Origin of the sequence: uncultured Xanthomonas sp. (genome assembly GCF_964278005.1) — a bacterium.
Classification (GTDB): domain Bacteria; phylum Pseudomonadota; class Gammaproteobacteria; order Xanthomonadales; family Xanthomonadaceae; genus Xanthomonas_A; species Xanthomonas_A sontii.
Map to the genome: position 1 here is coordinate 272,614 of NZ_CAXYKF010000023.1, position 16,728 is coordinate 289,341.

The following is a 16,728-nucleotide window of genomic DNA, read 5'->3' on the forward strand; positions in this document are numbered from 1 at the left end:
GGCTGCCGCGATATCGGTCCCCGGCCGGTGCCAAGTGCGGCCTCACTTCGGCGTGCCCAGCCCACCCATGTTGAGCATCACCCGCAAGCCGATCACCAGCGCATCGTCGGGCGCACGGCGCGCCGCGGGATTGCCCAGGATGTCGGGATGGACGATGTACTGCACGTTCGGCACCAGGAACAGCGGCGTCTGCGCGATGCGGTAGCTGTAGTTGAGTTCGAACATGAGTTCGTTGCGCGCGATGTCCGCGGCCGCGCCGCGCCTGCGCAGCAGGTCGTTCATGTAGCCCTGCTGGTCCGCACTGAAGCGGTAGTAGTGCGCGATCGCGCCCATGCCGTCGCCGGGCCGCGCCGCGAACGGGCCGCTGTAGTACAGGCCGGCGGTGACCTGCAGGTCGTAGACCTGGTGCTTGTCGAACGGTGCGGCGACGTTGCCGAAGGCGACCAGCATGCGCTTGCTTGCCATGCCCTGCGGCCGGTACAGCGCGCGTTCGCCGAGCGCGTAGGCGCCCCAGCGCCCGCCGTCGTACAGGCGCGCGGGGCCGCCGACCAGCCCGCGCAAGCCGCCGGCCTGGTTGTAGCGCAGGTCGCTGTAGTCGGCCGAGTTGTACCAGAGGCCGGCGAGGTAGCGCGGTGCGCCCTTGCCCCGTGCGGGATCGGGTTCGTAGCCGACCTCGAGCGTGCCCAGCACGCCGGTGCTGTCGGCGGTGCTCCAGTCCAGGCCGTGGTTGTTCTTGCGCTGCGGGTTCAGTTCGAATGCGCCCACCGAGACATAGGTGGCGTCGGGCTTGTAGCGCAGCTTCGCGCCCCAGTTCACGTAGGGAAAACCGACGAAGCCGCCATCGGCCTGGCTCAGCTGGAACGGGCAGTCCGAGGCGCTGACGAAGCGGCAGCCGTAGCGGCTGCGCGCGAATTGCCAGGTGGTGTTCATGCGCCCGGCGACCAGTTGCCAGCGCCCGTCGGCGAAGCTCTGTTCCCAGGTCAGCTGCGCCAGTTGCGTCTGCTGCTGCGGGTACCAATAGCCCTGCACCTTGACGCCGTTGCCGATCTGCCGCTGCGAGAGGCTGTCGCCGTAGTACCAGGCGCCGGTGGCGTGCAGCGTGGCGCCGGGAATGCCGAACAGGCGTTGCAGATCCAGGTCCGCGCCGGCGACCACGCCGCCGGCGTTGCGGTCGCCGCGCGACAGGCCGCCGTCGACGTTGCGCGCATAGTCGTTGGACCAGACCAGGCGCGGCGCGATGCCGTGGTCGTCGAGCCATTGCGTGGTGTCGGCGGCAATGGCGGAGGCCGGCAGGGCGGCCGCAGCCGCCAGCAACGAGACGCAGGAAAGAGAACGGGACATGGGACGCTCCACGGACGAGACGAAGCACTCGCCGGACGTGCGCGGTGGGTGCGCGGCGACGCGGCAGTGCGCGAAGGGAAGACACCTTCCGGTCGTGGAGCCGCAGCACGGCGTCGCGTCCGTCGGCGACGGGCACGCCTGTGTGCAGACCTGTGGGGGACCGGCAAAGAAACGCGAGGGCAGACCGGAACGCGTTGCGCGGCGCCGAGGCGCACGCCATCGCCGCAGCGGATGGGCCGCGCAACTGCGCGGCCCATCGAGCTGGAGGCAACCCGTGCGGGTCAGCCCACCTTGCCGAGGCCGGCGGCGGCCATCGCCGCAGCGATCTCCTTGTCGGCGCCCTCGGCCAGCGGCAGCAGCGGCGAACGCACCGTGGCGTGGTCGAGCAGGCCGCGCGCGACCAGCGCCCACTTCAGCGCCACCGAGCCTTCCATGTGCGAGCCGCGGTGATAGACGCTCTTGGTCACCGGCAGCAGACGGTCGTGCAGTGCGCGCGCCTTGGCGTAGTCCTTGGCCTTGCCCGCGGCGATCATCTCCAGCAGCGGCTCCGGGGCGATGCAGCCGTAGCCCACCAGCGCGCCATCCACGTCGAACATGGTGTGCAGCAGATACTCGTCGTGGCAGGTCAGCACCGGCACGTGCGGGCGCTCCTTGCGGAACACCGGGATCTCGGTGTCCCAGCGCTTCATGTTGCGCACGCCGTTCTTCATCGCGACCACGCCCGGCAGCGCGGCGATCTCCAGCAACGTCTCCAGGTCGTAGGTGGCCTTGGTCGCGTCCGGGTACTGGAACAGGATCATCGGCAGCCCGCTGGCCTCGTGGATGGCCTTGTAGCGGTCCTGCGGCGCGCCCTTCTGGTAGCCGAAGCGCAGCCAGCCGTGCGACGGATAGATCAGGCCGGCGGAGGCGCCGGCGGCGACCGCGCGCTTGGCTTCGTCGGCGGCGACGCGGGTGCCTTCCAGGGTGATGCCGGCGATGATCGGGATGCGGCCGTCGACGGCGTCGCGGAAGGCGGTGATCACCTTGGCCTGTTCGTCGCGCTCCAGGAACGTGCCTTCGCCGGCGTGGCCGAGCACGGTCAGGCCCTTGACCCCGTCGATGCCGCCGAGCCAGGCGCCGATGCGCTTGATCGCGGGATAGTCGACGGCGCCGTCGCGGGTGAACGGGGTGACCGGGGCGGGGACCAGGCCTTTCAGGTCGATGGTGCTCATGCTCATTTCCTCTTCTTTGGATCAACGGGGGATGGAATCGAACGCGGGGTCCGACGGGGGTGGTGCGGAGGTGTTGTGCGATGCGCCGGCGGCAGTGCCGGCGATACGCTCAGGGCGACAGCTGCTCCAGCGATTTGCCCTTGGTTTCCAGGGCGAAGCGCCAGGTCACGACGGCGCCGGCCAGCAGCACGGCGGCGAAGGCGGCGAACACGTAGCGGATGCCGAGTCCGGCGATGACCGCGCCGACCAGCAGCGGCCCGCAGGCCGAGCCCAGGCGCAGCCAGGCGCTGCCCAGTCCGGTGCCGATGGCGCGGATGCGGGTGGGGTAGAGCTCGGCCGAATACAGGTACAGCGAGAAGGTGATGGTCTGCACCGCGGCGTAGCCGAGCGCCGCGAACACCAGCACCTGCGGCGCCGAGGTGCCGCCGAGCGCCGCCAGCGCCAGCAGCGGCACGCCGCCGGCCACGAACGCCAGCCCATACCAGCGCTTGCGTCCGACCTTGTCGATCGACAGCGCGCACACCACCGCGGCGGCGACACCGGCCAGCGAGGTGAAGAAGCCATAGGCGATGCTCTGCTGCAGCGACAGCCCGAAGTGCGTGCGGTACAGCGTCGGCAGCCAGGTGATGATGCCGTTGGCCACCAGGTAGGAGCAGAACCACAGGCTCCAGATCACCAGGGTGCGCTTGCGATAGACGCTGCCGAACAGCTCGCGCCAGTCCGAGCGCTGCGCCTTGGGCAGCGCGCTGCGGTCGAACACCGGCGCCGGCAACGGGCCATGGCGGCGCTCGGCGCTGCGCTCCAGTTCGGCGACGATGGCGTCGGCCTTGGCGTAGCGGCCCTTGGAGGCCAGCCAGCGCGGCGATTCGAACATGAAGAAGCGCAGCGGAATCATGATCGCCGCCGGGATCAGCCCGACCATGAACATCGCCTTCCAGCCGTAGGCCGGCACCAGGAAGTAGCCGATGCCGCCGGCGGCGACCAGGCCGAGCAGGAACATCACCTCGTACAGCAGGAAGAAGCGCCCGCGCTTCTTCGAACCGATCAGTTCGTTGATGTAGGCGCTGGCCACCGGCACCTCGCCGCCGGTGCCGATACCCTGGACGAAGCGGAACGCGATCATCGCCGCGGCGCTGCCGGCGAACAGGCAGGCCACGTCCATCGACACGAACAGCAGGATGGTGAACAGCAGCACGTGCAGGCGGCCGATGCGCTCGGCCAGCCAGCCGAAGAGCACCGAGCCCAGCAGTTGGCCCAGGTAGCCGGCCGACAGGATCGTGCCGATCTGCGCCGGCGACAGCTGCCATTCCTTGGTCAGCACCGGCATCGCGTAGGCGATGGCGATCACCGTGTAGCCGTCGAAGAACGTGGCGGCGCCGACGATGTTGCGCGCCCACCACACGTTGCGGGTGATCGGCAGGCGTTCGAGGCGTGCGCCGATCTCCGCCTGCGCCTCGGCGATGGACGGGGTGCGGGCGGTGGCGTTGGCGGTGGGGGCAGGGGCTGTGGTGGGCATGAGCATCGTGGCTGCCTTTCGCAGGACAAGGGGACCCCGACGCGGGCGCCGAAGCGTCCACGCAGCGAGACCGACAGGGAGGGCCCGGCGGTGGCCCGGGCGGATCAGGTGCTGGGGGCGGTCACGGCAACACTCCCGCTGGCCTGGATCGCGAAGGCGATGTCCTTGGCGGCCAGCAACGTCGGCTGCAGGGCGGTCTCCAGCAGTTCGGCGTGGCTGGTGCGCACCGACGGCGCGGCGACACTGATCGCGCCGAGCGGATAGTCGTCCGCATCCAGCACCGGGACCGCCAGCACGCGCAGGCCCTCCGTCAGCATCGACTCCAGGATCACGTAGCGGTCGCGGCGGATGCTGTCGAAGGTGCGCCGGATCGTGGCGATCTCCGGCGTCTGCGCACCCTGCACGTCGACCCCGGTCACCCGCGTCACTTCCGCCGGCGCCAGGTGCGCCAGCATCGCCAGGCCGATCGCCGTACGGGTGCTGGGCACGGTGGTGCCGATGCGGATGTCCACGCCCAGGCGGGTGATGCCGGCGCGCACGCGCTCGATGTAGAGCACGTCGGGGCCTTGCAGCACCGCGAAGCTGGCCGCTTCGTTGACGTCGCTGACCAGCGTGCGCAGCAGCGGCCGCACCACGCTGCGCAGATCGCGGCGGGCGATGGCGTGGAAGCCGAGGTCGAGCACCTTCAGGGTCAGGCGGAAGCGGCGGCTCTCCGGCACGCGGTGCACGTAGCCCAGCTCGACCAGGGTGTTGAGCATGCGGAAGGTGGTGCCGGGATCGAGCCGGGCCAGGGCCGCGATCTGGCTCAGCGACAGTTCCTCGTGCTCGGACGAGAACGCCTCGAGCACGCGAAAGCCCTTGGCCAGTGACTGCACGGTGCTGCGCAGCTTCTTGTCCCCGGCCTCGTCGCCGTCGTCGGGCGCGGCGCCGGCCGCGCGCTGGGAAGTCGTCTTGATCATCTGCAGTTCCTGGAGGACCCGGGGGAATCGCCAGCTTGCTCGACCCGCCCGGTGATGTCGCTTGACAAGTGAATTTCGGATTGCGAAAATAATTTCGAAATTTCATGCCAAGACTCCGCCCGGGCGCTCGATGCGTCAAGTTGCGGCGCAACATGCGTGGGCGGTTCTCCCTGCGCGTCGACGATCCGTGGTTTCGAAACCTCCGAAAGACGCGTCATCGCCTGCTGGGAGTTGCATGGGCGCGAGGCCATGCCGCGCCATCGCGCGATGTCCGTGCTTGGGGCGGCGCTTATCGCGAGGCACGTGGCGTCGCGTCTGTATCGCCAGGTAGACGAACGCGGCCGTGCGCGGCGATGTCAGCCGTGCTGGCAGACAGCGGCATGGCGGCATCGATACCGTGATGCATGGCTCGAACGACCCGACAGACGCCGCCCCCGCCGGCGCAGACATGGTGGCAAGCACTCTCGTTCAAGCGCACCGCCGCCGAGGTCTCGGCGGTGCTGGTGGTGATCGGCGCGACCTACGGCTTCGTGCAGTACGTGGAGGTCAAGCCGCTGCAGCGGCAGCTGGCCGAGGCGCAGGCCGGTGCCTGCGACGCCAAGGCCGCGGCGATGTCGCTGATGCTGAGTCTGTTGCCGGGCGAGAGCCGCACCCTCTTCGATGGCGCGCTGACCATCGCCAATCTCACGCCAGCGCAGGACGATGCCAAGGTGCGGCTGCGGATCGCGCCGCTGGGTGCGGCCGCGGTCGACAAGCTCCAGCCGGTGCCGGGAGACCGCTTTCTGGTGCAAGTGCCGGGCCGTGGCCGCTATGCGGTCTACCTGCGTTCCAGCAGCGCGCAGTTCGTGGAGCTGTCGATCCTGCGGCAACCGTGAGCCGGTCGCTGGCGCCGGCACGCCATTCAAGAAATCCAGCGCATGGCCGCCATTGCGGATAGCGGAGCCGTTTCGCCGAAGCGGCCGTCCCTCGGGGGAACGCGCATGCTGTCCTTGCCACGTTTGCTGGGCCGCCACCTGGCCAAGTTCCTGTCCAAGCCGCGCCGCCATGGCTCGCAACTGCCGACCAGCCCGCCGCAGCTGTTGCGTGCCACGCTGCGCAAGGGCGACGTGTTGCTGGTCGAGGGCAACAGCCGCTTCTCCACCGCCATCAAGTACCTGAGCCAGTCCACCTGGTCGCACGCGGCGCTGTACATCGGCGACCACGTGGCCGCGCTTCCCGGCGAGGAAGCGCCGCTGTTCTGCGATGTCGACATCAACGTCGGCGTGCGCCTGGTGGGATTGAGCGAGTTCGCCGGCCTGCACACGCGCATCTGCCGTCCGGTCGGGTTGAGCGCGCAGGAGATCGAGACCGTGGTGGAGTACATGGTCTCGCGGGTCGGCAACAGCTACGACCTGAAGAACATCTTCGACCTGGCGCGCTACCTGATCCGCACGCCGCCGCTGCCGTCGTCGGTGAAGCGGCGCTTCCTGGAGCTGGGCAGCGGCGAGCCGACGCGGGCGATCTGCTCGACGTTGCTGGCGCAGGCGTTCGGCGCGATTCGCTATCCCATCCTGCCGGAAATCGATCAGGCGCCGCCGACGGGAAGCGATGCCGGAGAAGACGCGGAGATCCTGCATCCGCGCCATCACAGCCTGACGCTGCCGCGCGATTTCGACGTCTCGCCGTACTTCAACGTGGTCAAGCCGCGCTTGCAGCAGGGCTTCGATTTCCATCGCCTGGTGTGGGAGCCGCACGCCGCCGGCGTGCCGTCCGCGAGCGCGCCGATGGATACCGCACTGGCCTGACGGAAGCCGGCTGCAGCGTGAAACTGTGGTGCGCGTTGCTCTGGCGAAGCACTTCGCAGTTCAAGTTCGAGCGCGCGCTGGCCGATACAAAATTCCGTTCTCTGCTTTCTACGCCATGAATCCCATCCAATTTCTGCGCCGCCATATCGCCAATCTGCCCATGGCGCGCAAGTTCATCGTGCTGTGCACGCTGATCGCGCTCGGCGTGATCCTGCTCGCCGTTGCCGCGGCGCGCCTGCAATATCTCAACCTGATCGATGCGCGCAAGCAAAGCGTCAAGACCCAGGTCGACATGGGCCTGAGCGTGATGCAGCACTACGCCGATCTGGCCAAGCGCGGCGAGATGACCGAGGCGCAGGCGCAGGCAGCGGCCAAGGGCGCGCTGGCCGACATGAAGACCAACGGCGGCGTGGACTACTTCTTCATCGTCGACCCGCAGATGCGCATCGTCATGCATCCCAAGCGCGCGGTCGGCACCGACATGAGCGGCTACAGGAGCGATGCCGGCGAGTACGTGTACCGCGACATCCAGACGGCGGTGCGCAGCGGCGACGGTTTCAGCTACTACACCGCGCCCAAGCCCGGCAAGTCGGTGCAGCTGCCGAAGATCAGCTACGCCGCGCTGTACCCGCAGTGGAACTGGGTGCTGGCGATGGGCGTGTATGCCGAGGACATCCAGGCCCAGGCGATGGGCTTCACCAGGATCCTCACCGTGATCGGTGGTGGCCTGGTGGCGCTGGTGGTGGGCCTGTGCTGGCTGATCGCCGGCGCCATCGTCGCGCCGCTGCGCGGCGCCACGCGGACCGCCGAAGCGATCGCCTCGGGCCGCTTCGACAATCCGATCAAGGTCGAGTCGCGCGACGAGACCGGGCAGTTGATGACCAGCATGCAGCAGATGCAGACCCAGCTGCAGCGCTTCAACGGCGAGATGCAGACCCTGGTGCGGCTGCAGCAGGGCGAGGACATCAGCCACCGCATGCCGGAGGACTTCCCCGGCGACTACGGCACGCTCGCGCACGGCATGAACACGGCGCTGTTCGAGCACCTGGACGCGATCGTCGAGGCGATGGCGATCATGGACGAGTACGGCCGCGGCGACCTGCGCCGCGACATGCGTCGGCTGCCGGGACAGCGCGCCGCGCTGCACGAGGCGCTGGACGTGGTCAAGGCCAACCTGTCGGCGGTCAACGGCGACATCGCGCGGCTGGCCGACGCGGCCGCCCGCGGCGACTTCACTGCGCGTGGCGACGAGGCGCGCTACGCGTTCGCGTTCAAGGAAATGGTGGAAGCGCTCAACCGGCTGATGCGTCAGGCCGACAGCGGCCTGGCCGACGTCGGCCGGATCATGGGGGCGATCGCTGATGGCGACCTGTCGCAGCGCGTGGACGCGCGCTACGAAGGCGCGTTCGGCACCCTCGCCGACGCCGCCAACCGCACCGCCGAGCAACTGACCGGCATCGTGCAGGGCATCCAGCGCGCGGTCGGCTCGATCAACACCGCCGCCAGCGAGATCGCCAGCGGCAACAGCGACCTGTCGGTGCGCACCGAGCAGCAGGCGGCCAGCCTGGAAGAAACCGCCGCCTCGATGGAGGAGCTGACGTCCACCGTGAAGCAGAACGCCGACAGCGCGCGCCAGGCCAACCAGCTGGTGCTCAGCACCGGCGAGGTGGCCGAGCACGGCGGCCGCGCCGTGGAGGAAGTGGTGGCGACCATGGCCTCGATCAGCGCCGCGTCCGCGCGCATCGCCGACATCATCGGCGTGATCGACGGCATCGCCTTCCAGACCAACATCCTCGCGCTCAATGCGGCGGTGGAAGCGGCGCGCGCCGGCGAACAGGGCCGCGGCTTCGCCGTGGTGGCCTCGGAAGTGCGCACGCTGGCGCAGCGCTCGGCGGCGGCGGCCAAGGAGATCAAGGCCCTGATCTCCGACTCGGTGCAGGAAGTGGAGCAGGGCTCGACCCTGGTCAACCGCGCCGGCACCACCATGACCGAGGTGGTCGCCTCGGTGAAGCGGGTCACCGACATCATGGCCGAGATCTCCGCGGCCAGCGCCGAGCAGAGCGCGGGCATCGACCAGGTCAGCAAGACGGTGATGCAGCTGGACGAGGGCACCCAGCAGAACGCGGCATTGGTGGAAGAAGCCAGCGCGGCGGCCAAGAGCATGGAAGACCAGGCGGCGGAACTGGCACGCGCGGTGGCGGTGTTCCGCCTCGCCGGCGGTGCCGCCATCAGCGTGGCACCGGCCCCCGCGGCCAGGCCGCAGCCGGCCAGGTCGGCAGTGCGGGCTGTCGCCGTCGCCACCAAGCCCAAGCCGACGGTCCCGGTGCGGCAAGTGGCGGCCAAGCCACGCCCGATCCAGGGCGTGCCGGCGGACAGCGCGGAGTGGGAAGAGTTCTGAGCCAGTGCGGCGTGGTGGCGCCTGCTGCCACGCCGTGGCCGCTCCTGCAGGTGATGGCATCGCCTGGCATCCGAGGCGTATCGCCCCAGCTTCTTCATCCACTTTTTGCCTGTGGCTGCCTATGGTCGCAGCGACGGCGTGCCGGCAGTGCGGCGGTGGAGGAGGAGCCGAGTCGATGTTCTGGAAACGCAACAGCCTGTCGATCGTGTTGCTGGCGCTGAGCCTGCTGTTCATGGCCGCTCAGGCGCTGAGTGGCCACCAAGCCTACAACGAGGAACTGCGCCAGCAGGGGCTGGCGGCGCTGCCGATGTGGCAGTACCTGCACAGCGGGCACTTCATCGGCGCGCTGTTCGAGAACTGGGAGAGCGAGTTCCTGCAGATGGGCATGTACGTGGTGCTGACGGTGAAGCTGCGCCAGTGGGGCTCGGCCGAGTCGCGGCCGCTGTCGCCAGGGCAGGAGGACGACGCCGTCGCGCCGGGCCCGGCGCCTTGGCCGGTGCGCGCCGGCGGCATCTGGCTGGCGCTGTACGAGCGCTCGCTGGCACTGGCCTTCGGTGCGCTGTTCCTGCTCAGCTTCGTCCTGCATGCACTGGGCAGTTGGCGCCACGAGGTGGCCGAGCAGGCCATGCAGCATCGGCCGCTGCCGTCCTTCTGGGAACACGCCAGCGGCGCGCAGTTCTGGTTCGAATCGATGCAGAACTGGCAGAGCGAGTTCCTGGCGGTGTTCGCGCTGGTGGTGTTGAGCATCTGGCTGCGGCAGAAGGATTCCCCGCAATCCAAGCCGGTGCACGCGCCGCATCGGCAGACCGGCGATTGATCGCGGCGCCGAGGGCGGTGTCGACCACGGGCAATGGCCCAGACATGCGAACGCCGCGGTGCTTGTGCATCGCGGCGTCGGCGTCGTTGCGGTGGACCTGCAGTGAAGCGCTAGCGCGCCACGCTGCCCTTGGTCGAACCGGCACCCGGGCCGGCACCCAGGTCGGCACCGGTGGTCGGGTCGCTGTCCGGCTGCGACAGCGTACGCGCCGCCAGCGCCTGCACTGCGCTCTGTTCCAGTTCGCTCAGGCCCACGCTGGGCATCCCGCTGCCGCCATCCACCGCCACCTGGCGATTGCGGTTGGCAATGGACTCCCACTGGCTGCCGCTGTTCCAGGGCCCCTGCATGTCGCCGTCGCCCTGCGACATGTCGTAGTAGCGGTCGGTGAAGGCCGGATCGCCCGGCAGCTTGCCCGGCGGGAAGTTCGGCTCGATCGCGTACAGCGCCTTCTCGAAGGATTTCTGGTGCGCCACCTCGCGGGTCATCAGGAAGGTCAGCGCATCGACGATGCCCGGATCGTCGGTGACGTTGATCAGGCGCTCATACACGATCTTGGCACGCGCTTCGGCGGCGATGTTGGAGCGCAGGTCGGCCGTCGGCTCGCCGATGCTGTCCACGTAGGCCGCGCTCCACGGCACGCCACTGGAATTGACCAGCGCCGGGCCGCCGCCGTAGAGAATCTGCTGGGTCTGGCTGGTGTTGTTGTTGCGGGTGAGGTTGCGCATGTCCTCGGCTTCGGCCATGCCTTCGGACAGCACCGCCTTCGGCCCCTGGTTGAGCATGGCGATGATCGAGCCGATGATTTCCAGGTGGCTGAGCTCCTCGGTGGCGATGTCGTAGAGCAGATCCTTGCGGCCGGGATCGACCTCGCCGATGGCCTGGGTGAAGTAGCGCATCGCCGCGGCGAGCTCGCCTTGCGGGCCGCCGAACTGTTCCAGCATCAGCGAGGCCAGCGCCGGATCGGGTTGTGCCACGCGGACCGTGTACATCAGCCGCTTGTTGTGCATGAACATGGGTTCTCCTGGAGTGCCGCCCGAACGTCGTGACGACGCAATGGCGCGACCGAGGGCCGCGCGTGGGGGATAGGCGTCTGGGACGCCGCGACCCGCGCTGGCGGGCCGCGGCCGGGGCGGTCAGGCCGCCTTGCGCTTGCGTGCCGCTTCTTCGTTGCCCCACTGCTCGGCCAGCAGGGTCAGCTTCTCGTCGGTGGACTTCTCTTCATTGAGCGTTTCCAGCAGCAGGCTCAACGCATCGTCCATGCCCAGCTGCTTGGCCATGGCGGCAAGTGTGCCGTAGGACGCGATCTCGTAATGCTCGACCTTCTGCGCGCCGCCGATCAACGCGGCATCGCGCACCGGGCCGGCTTCGATCGACTCGATCACTTCCTTGCCTTCTTCCACCAGGCCTTCCATGGCGGCGCACTTGATCCGCTTCAGGCGCAGGTTGCCTTTCTCGACGATCTGGTCGATGCGTTCGATCTGGCCCTGGGTTTCTTCCAGGTGCGCTTCGAACGCCGCGCGCAGCGCCGGGTTGGTGGAGGCGCGCGCCAGCCGCGGCAGGGCCTTGGTGAGCTGCTTCTCGGCGCTGTAGATGTCCGACAGCTCGTGGATGAACAGTTCGTCGATGGTCTTGACGGCCATGGGGAGTCTCCGGTCGATGATGGTGGGTGCTGCTGGGGAATGCGCACGCGTCGTGCGGTGCACGACGACGCTCAGTGCTTGGCGGTTTCGCCTTCGGTGCGTTCGCGCTTCAGGAATGCCAGGATCGTGGCTTCCTGGTGCTCGATCAGCCACTCGGCCATGGCGATTTCCTGGTCGAGGATGGCGGCGCAGATGTCGGCGATCTCGGTCTGCCCGGCTTCCTTGGCGGCGATCACCAGGGAACGGTAGCTGGCGATCTCCATATGCTCGAACGCGTAGCTCACGCCCAGGCTCTTGGCCACCTCGTCGCTCATCATCGAATTGCCGGCGGCGTGCACCGAGGCCATCACGCTCGCCACCGTGCCCTTGATCGTCGGGACCGAGCCGTCGAGGATCTGGATGCAGCGCTTGACCTGCTCGGACTGATCGCGGGTTTCGTCGACGTGCTGCTGGATGCGCGCCTTCAGCTGCGGGTAGTGCTCCAGGCGGCCGGCGGTGGCAGTGAGCATGGTGTTGGCCTCCTGCTCCATGGCGTAGGCGTCCTGCAGCCACTTCAACAAGCGTTCGGTGTTGCTTCGGGTCATGGATATCGCTCCAGATGGTGTGCGCGACGCACCTGCATCGCATCGCGCGTCCGTGTGTTTTTCCCCTGTGCGATCAACCTAGAATTGCCGCCGTTAGAGCAGTTGCAGCGCAGAGTGAATGCCGTGCGAGATGCCGTGTGAGGAGATGTACACGGTGGTGATACGCGTGATGCGTGGTGCTGCATGTCTTTTGCGCTCGCGCTCTTAGGAGCGGCTTCAGCCGCGACAGGTATTCCCATGAAGGCCTGTCGCGGCTAAAGCCGCTCCTAAAGAGGGGAGTGCGCTGGATCTGTGGCCTGCTAACGAGACAGCAGCAGGCGCGATGCGTGTGCTTGCGTGAGGAATCACAGCGACAACATCAGGGGAAAGCCTCTCGCGGCCAGAGTCGCACCTACAGCGCCGCCAGCCCGCAGCGCTTTTCCCATTGCCGATTCCCCACTTACGATTCCCGGCCTTACAGCGTCACCGCGCCACCCGAGATGGTCAGCAACGTGCCCGAGGTATAGCTCGAGGTGTCCGCAGCCAACAGCACATAGGCCGAGGCCAGTTCCGCTGGCTGGCCAGGACGGCCGAACGGCGTCTGCTCCCCGAAGGTGCGCACCGATTCCTCATCCATGCCGGTGGGAATGAACGGAGTCCAGATCGGGCCCGGCAGCACCGCGTTGACGCGGATCTTCTTCTCGGCGAGCAGGCCGGCCAGGCCGATGGTCAGGTTGGCCAGCGCGCCCTTGGTCGCAGAGTACGGAAGGATGTTGGGCGTGGGCTTCTTCGAGTTCACCGAGGCGGTGTTGATGATCGAGCCGCCCTCGGGCATGTGCGGCAGCGCCAGCCGCACCAGGTGGAACGGCGCATGCACGTTGGTGGCGAAGGTCTTTTCCCACTCGTCGAGGGTGATCTCGTCGAAGCTGTGGAAATAGCGCTGGTAGGCCGCGTTGTTGACCAGTACGTCGAGGCCGCCGAAGGCGTCGGTCACGGTCTTGATCAACGTCTCGGCCTGCGCGCGGTCGCTGATGTCGCAGGGATGCAGCAGCACGCGCACACCGGCATCCTCAACCAGCTTGCCGATGCGCTCGGCGTCGTCCTGCTCGTCGGGCAGATAGGCGATGGCAACGTCGGCGCCTTCGCGCGCATAGGCGATCGCCACCGCCGCGCCGATGCCGCTGTCGCCGCCGGTGATCAGCGTGCGCTTGCCCTGCAGCAGGCCGTGGCCGACATAGCTGTCTTCGCCATGATCCGGTTTCGGATCCATGGCCTGGGTCTTGCCGGGAAAGGATTGCTGCTGCGCCTTGAACGGCGGCGAGGGATAGTTCGGAACGGCCATGTGCATGCCTCGTTGGGGGAGTGTCCGACGAGGGTGGGCAGGCGCAGGTAAAGCCGGGGCCAAGGCCATGTCGGCGGCATGTCACGATGCGGGCAAGCGCCCGTGCCAATGGCTGTCTGCGGTGGCGACGCCGCTGCGCCGCGAACTCAGCCGGCGGCGAGCGTGCGCGCGCCGACGATGATCATGCGCAGCATCGCGGTGATCTGCCGGATCAGTTCAGGATCCTTCTCCGGCGGCAGGTCCATCGCGGTGGCGCCCATCGCGAACACCAGCCGGGTGATCGCCTTGGACACCAGTGCCGGCTCGTGCAGTGGCGCGCCCTCCAGCGCGGCCAGGCGGATCAGGTCCACCCGCAGTTCGTCCTCGAAATAGTTCAGCTCGCGGTCCACCGCATGCTTGAACGCGTCCGAGCCGACCGTGCCCTCGCGTAACAGGACGTGCAGCAGCTTGTCGTCGGCGCGCAACTGTTCCATGAAAGTCTCAACGGAACTGAGGATGATGCTGCGGCGGTTGCCGGCGGCACGCTGCCGTGCCTGGCCGATGATGGTGCGCAGCGAGCTGCCGGCCAGGTCGATCAGCGCCACCGCCAGCTCGTCCATGTCGCGGAACTGGCGGTAGAAGCTGTTGGGGGCGATGCCGGCCTCGCGGGTCACCTCGCGCAGGCTCAGTGTGGACACGCTGCGGTGCGGCCCGATCAGCTTCAGCGCCGCGGCCAGCAGGTCCTCGCGCGAGATCGCGCCCTTGCGGGCGTTCGGCGTGTCCGCGGACGGGGGAGGGGAGAGCGTCGTCATGGGCAGACCGGGCCAGGCAATGGGGGATGATAACGCCATTGCTGAATGCACAACTGTATAGACATCTGTATCTTCATCTGTATAGTGGACCCCATGAATGCTGCCCGCCGTCCCGCCAAGCTCCGCCCTGCCGCCCGCGCCCTGCGCGCCTGGGTCAAGCCGGACGTGTTCGATTTCTGGTCCACCCGCCTGCACCCGCTGTGGACCTGGCAGCGCCCACGTGCGCGCCTGGTGCAGCGTGAGGCCGCCAGCAGCGATGCGGTGACCCTGGTGCTGCAGCCCAACCGCCACTGGCGCGGCCTGCGTGCCGGCCAGCACGTGGAACTGGGCGTGGAGATCGACGGCCGCCGGCTGCTGCGCAGCTACAGCCCCACGCCGTTGCCGGGCGGGCGCCTGGCGATCACGGTCAAGACCGTCGACGGCGGCCGGGTCAGCCAGTACCTGGCCGGCGCGGCGCGCATCGGCGAGGTGTTCGAACTCGGCCAGGCCTACGGCGAGATGGTGCTGCCGACCGCGCCGCACGGCCGCTGGCTGCTGCTGGCCGCCGGCAGCGGCATCACCCCGATGCGCGCGCTGCTGCGGCAACTGGCCGATGCCGGCATGCCGGCCGATGTCGACCTGCTGTACTGGGCGCGGCGCCACGACCAGGTCTGCTTCCGCGACGAACTGCAGGCGCTGGCCGCGGCGCATCCGCGCTTCCGCCTGCACCTGGCCATCACCGGCGAGGGCGACGCCCCGGCTCCGCGCGTGGACACGCTGCCGCTGGACGCCCTGGGCAGCCTGGAGCAGGCACAGGTGCTGGCCTGCGGCCCCGGCGGCTTCGTGCAGGCCGCGCGTGCGCGCCTGCAGCACCGCGTGGCGCGTTTCCAGGCCGAGGCATTCAGCGCGCCGCCGGCGCCTGCCGATGTCGAGCAGGGCACCGTGGCGGTGACCCTGGCGCGCAGCGGCCGCGTGCTGCAGCTGCCGCGCGGCCAGTCGCTGCTCACCGCGCTGGAAGCCGAAGGCCTGCGGCCCAAGCACGGCTGCCGCATGGGCATCTGCAACAGCTGCGCCTGCGGCAAGCAGGCCGGCGTCACCCGTGATCTGCTCAGCGGCGCCCACGCCGCCGAACCCGGTTCGCTGAAGCTGTGCGTCAACAGCGCCAGTAGCGACCTGACCCTGGACCTCTGAAGGACTTCCCCATGGCGGCTCCCCGCAACCGCGCACTCACCCCGGCCGAACTGCAGGCCTTCGGCGACGAACTGGACGCGCTGCGCATGCGCACCCTGGCCGACCTGGGCGCGCGCGATGCGCGCTACATCCGCCGCATCGTCGCCGCGGTGCGCTACACCGGCGTGGCCGGCCGTGGGTTGCTGTTCCTCGGCGCCTTCGTGCACAGCGTGCTGGTGCCGGCGTGGATCGCCGGCGTGCTGCTGCTGACCCTGTCCAAGATCCTGGAGAACATGGAGCTGGGCCACAACGTGATGCACGGCCAGTACGACTGGATGGGCGATGCGCACCTGAACGGCAACACCTACGAGTGGGACATCGTCGCCACCGGCGACAACTGGCGCAAGACGCACAACTTCAAGCACCACACCTACACCAACGTGCGCGGCATGGACGACGACATCGGCTATGGCCTGCTGCGCATCTTCCCCGAGCAGCGCTGGCGCCCGTTCTACCTGGCGCAGCCGTTCATCGCGGTGGTGTTCGCGCTGCTGTTCGAATGGGGCGTGGCGATTCAGGACCTGCGCCTGGGCCGCTGGCTGGCCGGCAAGATGAAGCGCGGCGAATTGAAGCGGACGTTCCTGCCGGTCGGGCGCAAGATGGGCCGGCAGATCTTCAAGGACTACATCCTGTTCCCGGCGCTGGCCGGCCCGTTCTTCCTGCCGGTGCTGCTGGGCAACCTGGCCGCCAACGTGCTGCGCAGCATCTGGACCTTCGTGATCATCTTCTGCGGCCACTTCACCGCCGATGCCGAGACCTTCCCCAAGGAGTCGATCAAGAACGAGTCGCGCGGGCACTGGTACCTGCGGCAACTGCGCGGTTCGTCCAACCTGGCCGGCGGCAAGCTGCTGAACGTGCTGTCGGGCAACCTCAGCCACCAGATCGAGCACCATTTCTTCCCGGACGTGCCGGCCAACCGCTATGCGGCGCTGGCGGTGCAGGTGCGCGAGATCTGCGCGCGCTACGGCCAGCACTACAACACCGGTTCGCTGCCCAAGCAGTTCGGCCAGGTGGTGTGGCGGATTCTGCGCCACGCCTTCCCGAGCCGGCCGCGCCCGGTGCGGGCGCTGCAGCCGGCGACGCAACAGGCCGGCTGAGCCTCGCGCACAGGTCAAGCAAAAAGGCGGGGGCGACCCCGCCTTTTTCATTGGCCCGGC

15 protein-coding genes are annotated in these 16,728 nt (G+C 68.5%); 6 read left to right on the forward strand and 9 right to left on the reverse strand.

Annotated features, from left to right (window positions below; genetic code table 11):
• Positions 1 to 42: 42 nt before the first annotated feature.
• From ACHWVH_RS15525 to ACHWVH_RS15540, 4 genes are all read right to left on the reverse strand, one after another.
• Entirely contained in the window at positions 43 to 1,341 is a 1,299-nt protein-coding gene (locus ACHWVH_RS15525) for a carbohydrate porin (RefSeq protein WP_295924146.1), read from the reverse strand.
• 281 nt (positions 1,342 to 1,622) lie between these two features.
• Complete coding sequence (locus tag ACHWVH_RS15530) at positions 1,623 to 2,552, reverse strand: dihydrodipicolinate synthase family protein (RefSeq protein WP_026144587.1); 930 nt, start codon at positions 2,550 to 2,552, stop codon at positions 1,623 to 1,625.
• A gap of 109 nt (positions 2,553 to 2,661) precedes the next feature.
• Positions 2,662 to 4,068, reverse strand: a complete 1,407-nt coding sequence (locus tag ACHWVH_RS15535; protein ID WP_394687511.1) for an MFS transporter — start codon at positions 4,066 to 4,068, stop codon at positions 2,662 to 2,664.
• A 104-nt stretch (positions 4,069 to 4,172) separates the two neighbouring features.
• Positions 4,173 to 5,027, reverse strand: coding sequence for an IclR family transcriptional regulator (locus ACHWVH_RS15540; protein WP_017912848.1), 855 nt, complete (start codon positions 5,025 to 5,027; stop codon positions 4,173 to 4,175).
• A 404-nt stretch (positions 5,028 to 5,431) separates the two neighbouring features.
• Here ACHWVH_RS15540 and ACHWVH_RS15545 point away from each other — a divergent pair, with 404 nt between their 5' ends.
• From ACHWVH_RS15545 to ACHWVH_RS15560, 4 genes are all read left to right on the forward strand, one after another.
• Positions 5,432 to 5,902, forward strand: a complete 471-nt coding sequence (locus ACHWVH_RS15545) for a hypothetical protein (protein WP_039728364.1) — start codon at positions 5,432 to 5,434, stop codon at positions 5,900 to 5,902.
• Between the two features lie 105 nt (positions 5,903 to 6,007).
• Entirely contained in the window at positions 6,008 to 6,811 is an 804-nt protein-coding gene (locus tag ACHWVH_RS15550) for a YiiX/YebB-like N1pC/P60 family cysteine hydrolase (RefSeq protein WP_267086967.1), read from the forward strand.
• A 133-nt stretch (positions 6,812 to 6,944) separates the two neighbouring features.
• Positions 6,945 to 9,209 carry a methyl-accepting chemotaxis protein gene (locus tag ACHWVH_RS15555; protein WP_394687695.1) on the forward strand — a complete coding sequence of 755 codons (2,265 nt, stop codon included), beginning with the start codon at positions 6,945 to 6,947 and terminating at the stop codon, positions 9,207 to 9,209.
• A 175-nt stretch (positions 9,210 to 9,384) separates the two neighbouring features.
• Positions 9,385 to 10,026 (forward strand): DUF6766 family protein, encoded by a 642-nt coding sequence (locus tag ACHWVH_RS15560; RefSeq protein WP_152235639.1) that lies wholly within the window; start codon positions 9,385 to 9,387, stop codon positions 10,024 to 10,026.
• A gap of 110 nt (positions 10,027 to 10,136) precedes the next feature.
• On the opposite strand, the gene ACHWVH_RS15565 is transcribed toward ACHWVH_RS15560, so the two are convergent.
• The 5 genes from ACHWVH_RS15565 to fabR all read right to left on the reverse strand — a co-directional run bounded on the left by ACHWVH_RS15565 (position 10,137) and on the right by fabR (position 14,362).
• Positions 10,137 to 11,039 (reverse strand): manganese catalase family protein, encoded by a 903-nt coding sequence (locus ACHWVH_RS15565; protein ID WP_043094621.1) that lies wholly within the window; start codon positions 11,037 to 11,039, stop codon positions 10,137 to 10,139.
• A 120-nt stretch (positions 11,040 to 11,159) separates the two neighbouring features.
• On the reverse strand, positions 11,160 to 11,666 hold the full coding sequence (locus ACHWVH_RS15570; RefSeq protein ID WP_267111403.1) for a ferritin-like domain-containing protein: 507 nt from the start codon (positions 11,664 to 11,666) through the stop codon (positions 11,160 to 11,162).
• 71 nt (positions 11,667 to 11,737) lie between these two features.
• Positions 11,738 to 12,250: a ferritin-like domain-containing protein gene (locus tag ACHWVH_RS15575; protein ID WP_267111402.1), complete on the reverse strand. Its 513-nt coding sequence runs from the start codon at positions 12,248 to 12,250 to the stop codon at positions 11,738 to 11,740.
• Positions 12,251 to 12,704: 454 nt separating this feature from the next.
• The gene (locus ACHWVH_RS15580) at positions 12,705 to 13,571 is read right to left on the reverse strand and encodes an SDR family oxidoreductase (RefSeq protein WP_017910119.1); all 867 of its coding nucleotides are present in this window, start codon (positions 13,569 to 13,571) and stop codon (positions 12,705 to 12,707) included.
• A 146-nt stretch (positions 13,572 to 13,717) separates the two neighbouring features.
• Complete coding sequence (gene fabR / locus ACHWVH_RS15585) at positions 13,718 to 14,362, reverse strand: HTH-type transcriptional repressor FabR (RefSeq protein ID WP_017912841.1); 645 nt, start codon at positions 14,360 to 14,362, stop codon at positions 13,718 to 13,720.
• 93 nt (positions 14,363 to 14,455) lie between these two features.
• Between fabR and ACHWVH_RS15590 the strand changes: the two genes are divergently transcribed.
• Positions 14,456 to 15,532, forward strand: a complete 1,077-nt coding sequence (locus tag ACHWVH_RS15590; protein WP_394687512.1) for a ferredoxin reductase — start codon at positions 14,456 to 14,458, stop codon at positions 15,530 to 15,532.
• 11 nt (positions 15,533 to 15,543) lie between these two features.
• Complete coding sequence (locus tag ACHWVH_RS15595; protein ID WP_394687513.1) at positions 15,544 to 16,668, forward strand: fatty acid desaturase family protein; 1,125 nt, start codon at positions 15,544 to 15,546, stop codon at positions 16,666 to 16,668.
• Positions 16,669 to 16,728: the final 60 nt, after the last annotated feature.

Excerpts from the sequence above, each read along its gene's own strand:
- ACHWVH_RS15590 (WP_394687512.1), top strand. The coding sequence starts at position 14,456 with ATGAATGCTGCCCGCCGTCCCGCCAAGCTCCGCCCTGCCGCCCGCGCC.
- ACHWVH_RS15540 (WP_017912848.1), bottom strand. The coding sequence starts at position 5,027 with ATGATCAAGACGACTTCCCAGCGCGCGGCCGGCGCCGCGCCCGACGAC.
- ACHWVH_RS15575 (WP_267111402.1), bottom strand. The coding sequence starts at position 12,250 with ATGACCCGAAGCAACACCGAACGCTTGTTGAAGTGGCTGCAGGACGCC.
- ACHWVH_RS15580 (WP_017910119.1), bottom strand. The coding sequence starts at position 13,571 with ATGGCCGTTCCGAACTATCCCTCGCCGCCGTTCAAGGCGCAGCAGCAA.
- ACHWVH_RS15525 (WP_295924146.1), bottom strand. The coding sequence starts at position 1,341 with ATGTCCCGTTCTCTTTCCTGCGTCTCGTTGCTGGCGGCTGCGGCCGCC.
- ACHWVH_RS15550 (WP_267086967.1), top strand. The coding sequence starts at position 6,008 with ATGCTGTCCTTGCCACGTTTGCTGGGCCGCCACCTGGCCAAGTTCCTG.
- fabR (WP_017912841.1), bottom strand. The coding sequence starts at position 14,362 with ATGACGACGCTCTCCCCTCCCCCGTCCGCGGACACGCCGAACGCCCGC.
- ACHWVH_RS15565 (WP_043094621.1), bottom strand. The coding sequence starts at position 11,039 with ATGTTCATGCACAACAAGCGGCTGATGTACACGGTCCGCGTGGCACAA.
- ACHWVH_RS15570 (WP_267111403.1), bottom strand. The coding sequence starts at position 11,666 with ATGGCCGTCAAGACCATCGACGAACTGTTCATCCACGAGCTGTCGGAC.
- ACHWVH_RS15530 (WP_026144587.1), bottom strand. The coding sequence starts at position 2,552 with ATGAGCACCATCGACCTGAAAGGCCTGGTCCCCGCCCCGGTCACCCCG.
- ACHWVH_RS15595 (WP_394687513.1), top strand. The coding sequence starts at position 15,544 with ATGGCGGCTCCCCGCAACCGCGCACTCACCCCGGCCGAACTGCAGGCC.
- ACHWVH_RS15545 (WP_039728364.1), top strand. The coding sequence starts at position 5,432 with ATGGCTCGAACGACCCGACAGACGCCGCCCCCGCCGGCGCAGACATGG.
- ACHWVH_RS15560 (WP_152235639.1), top strand. The coding sequence starts at position 9,385 with ATGTTCTGGAAACGCAACAGCCTGTCGATCGTGTTGCTGGCGCTGAGC.
- ACHWVH_RS15535 (WP_394687511.1), bottom strand. The coding sequence starts at position 4,068 with ATGCCCACCACAGCCCCTGCCCCCACCGCCAACGCCACCGCCCGCACC.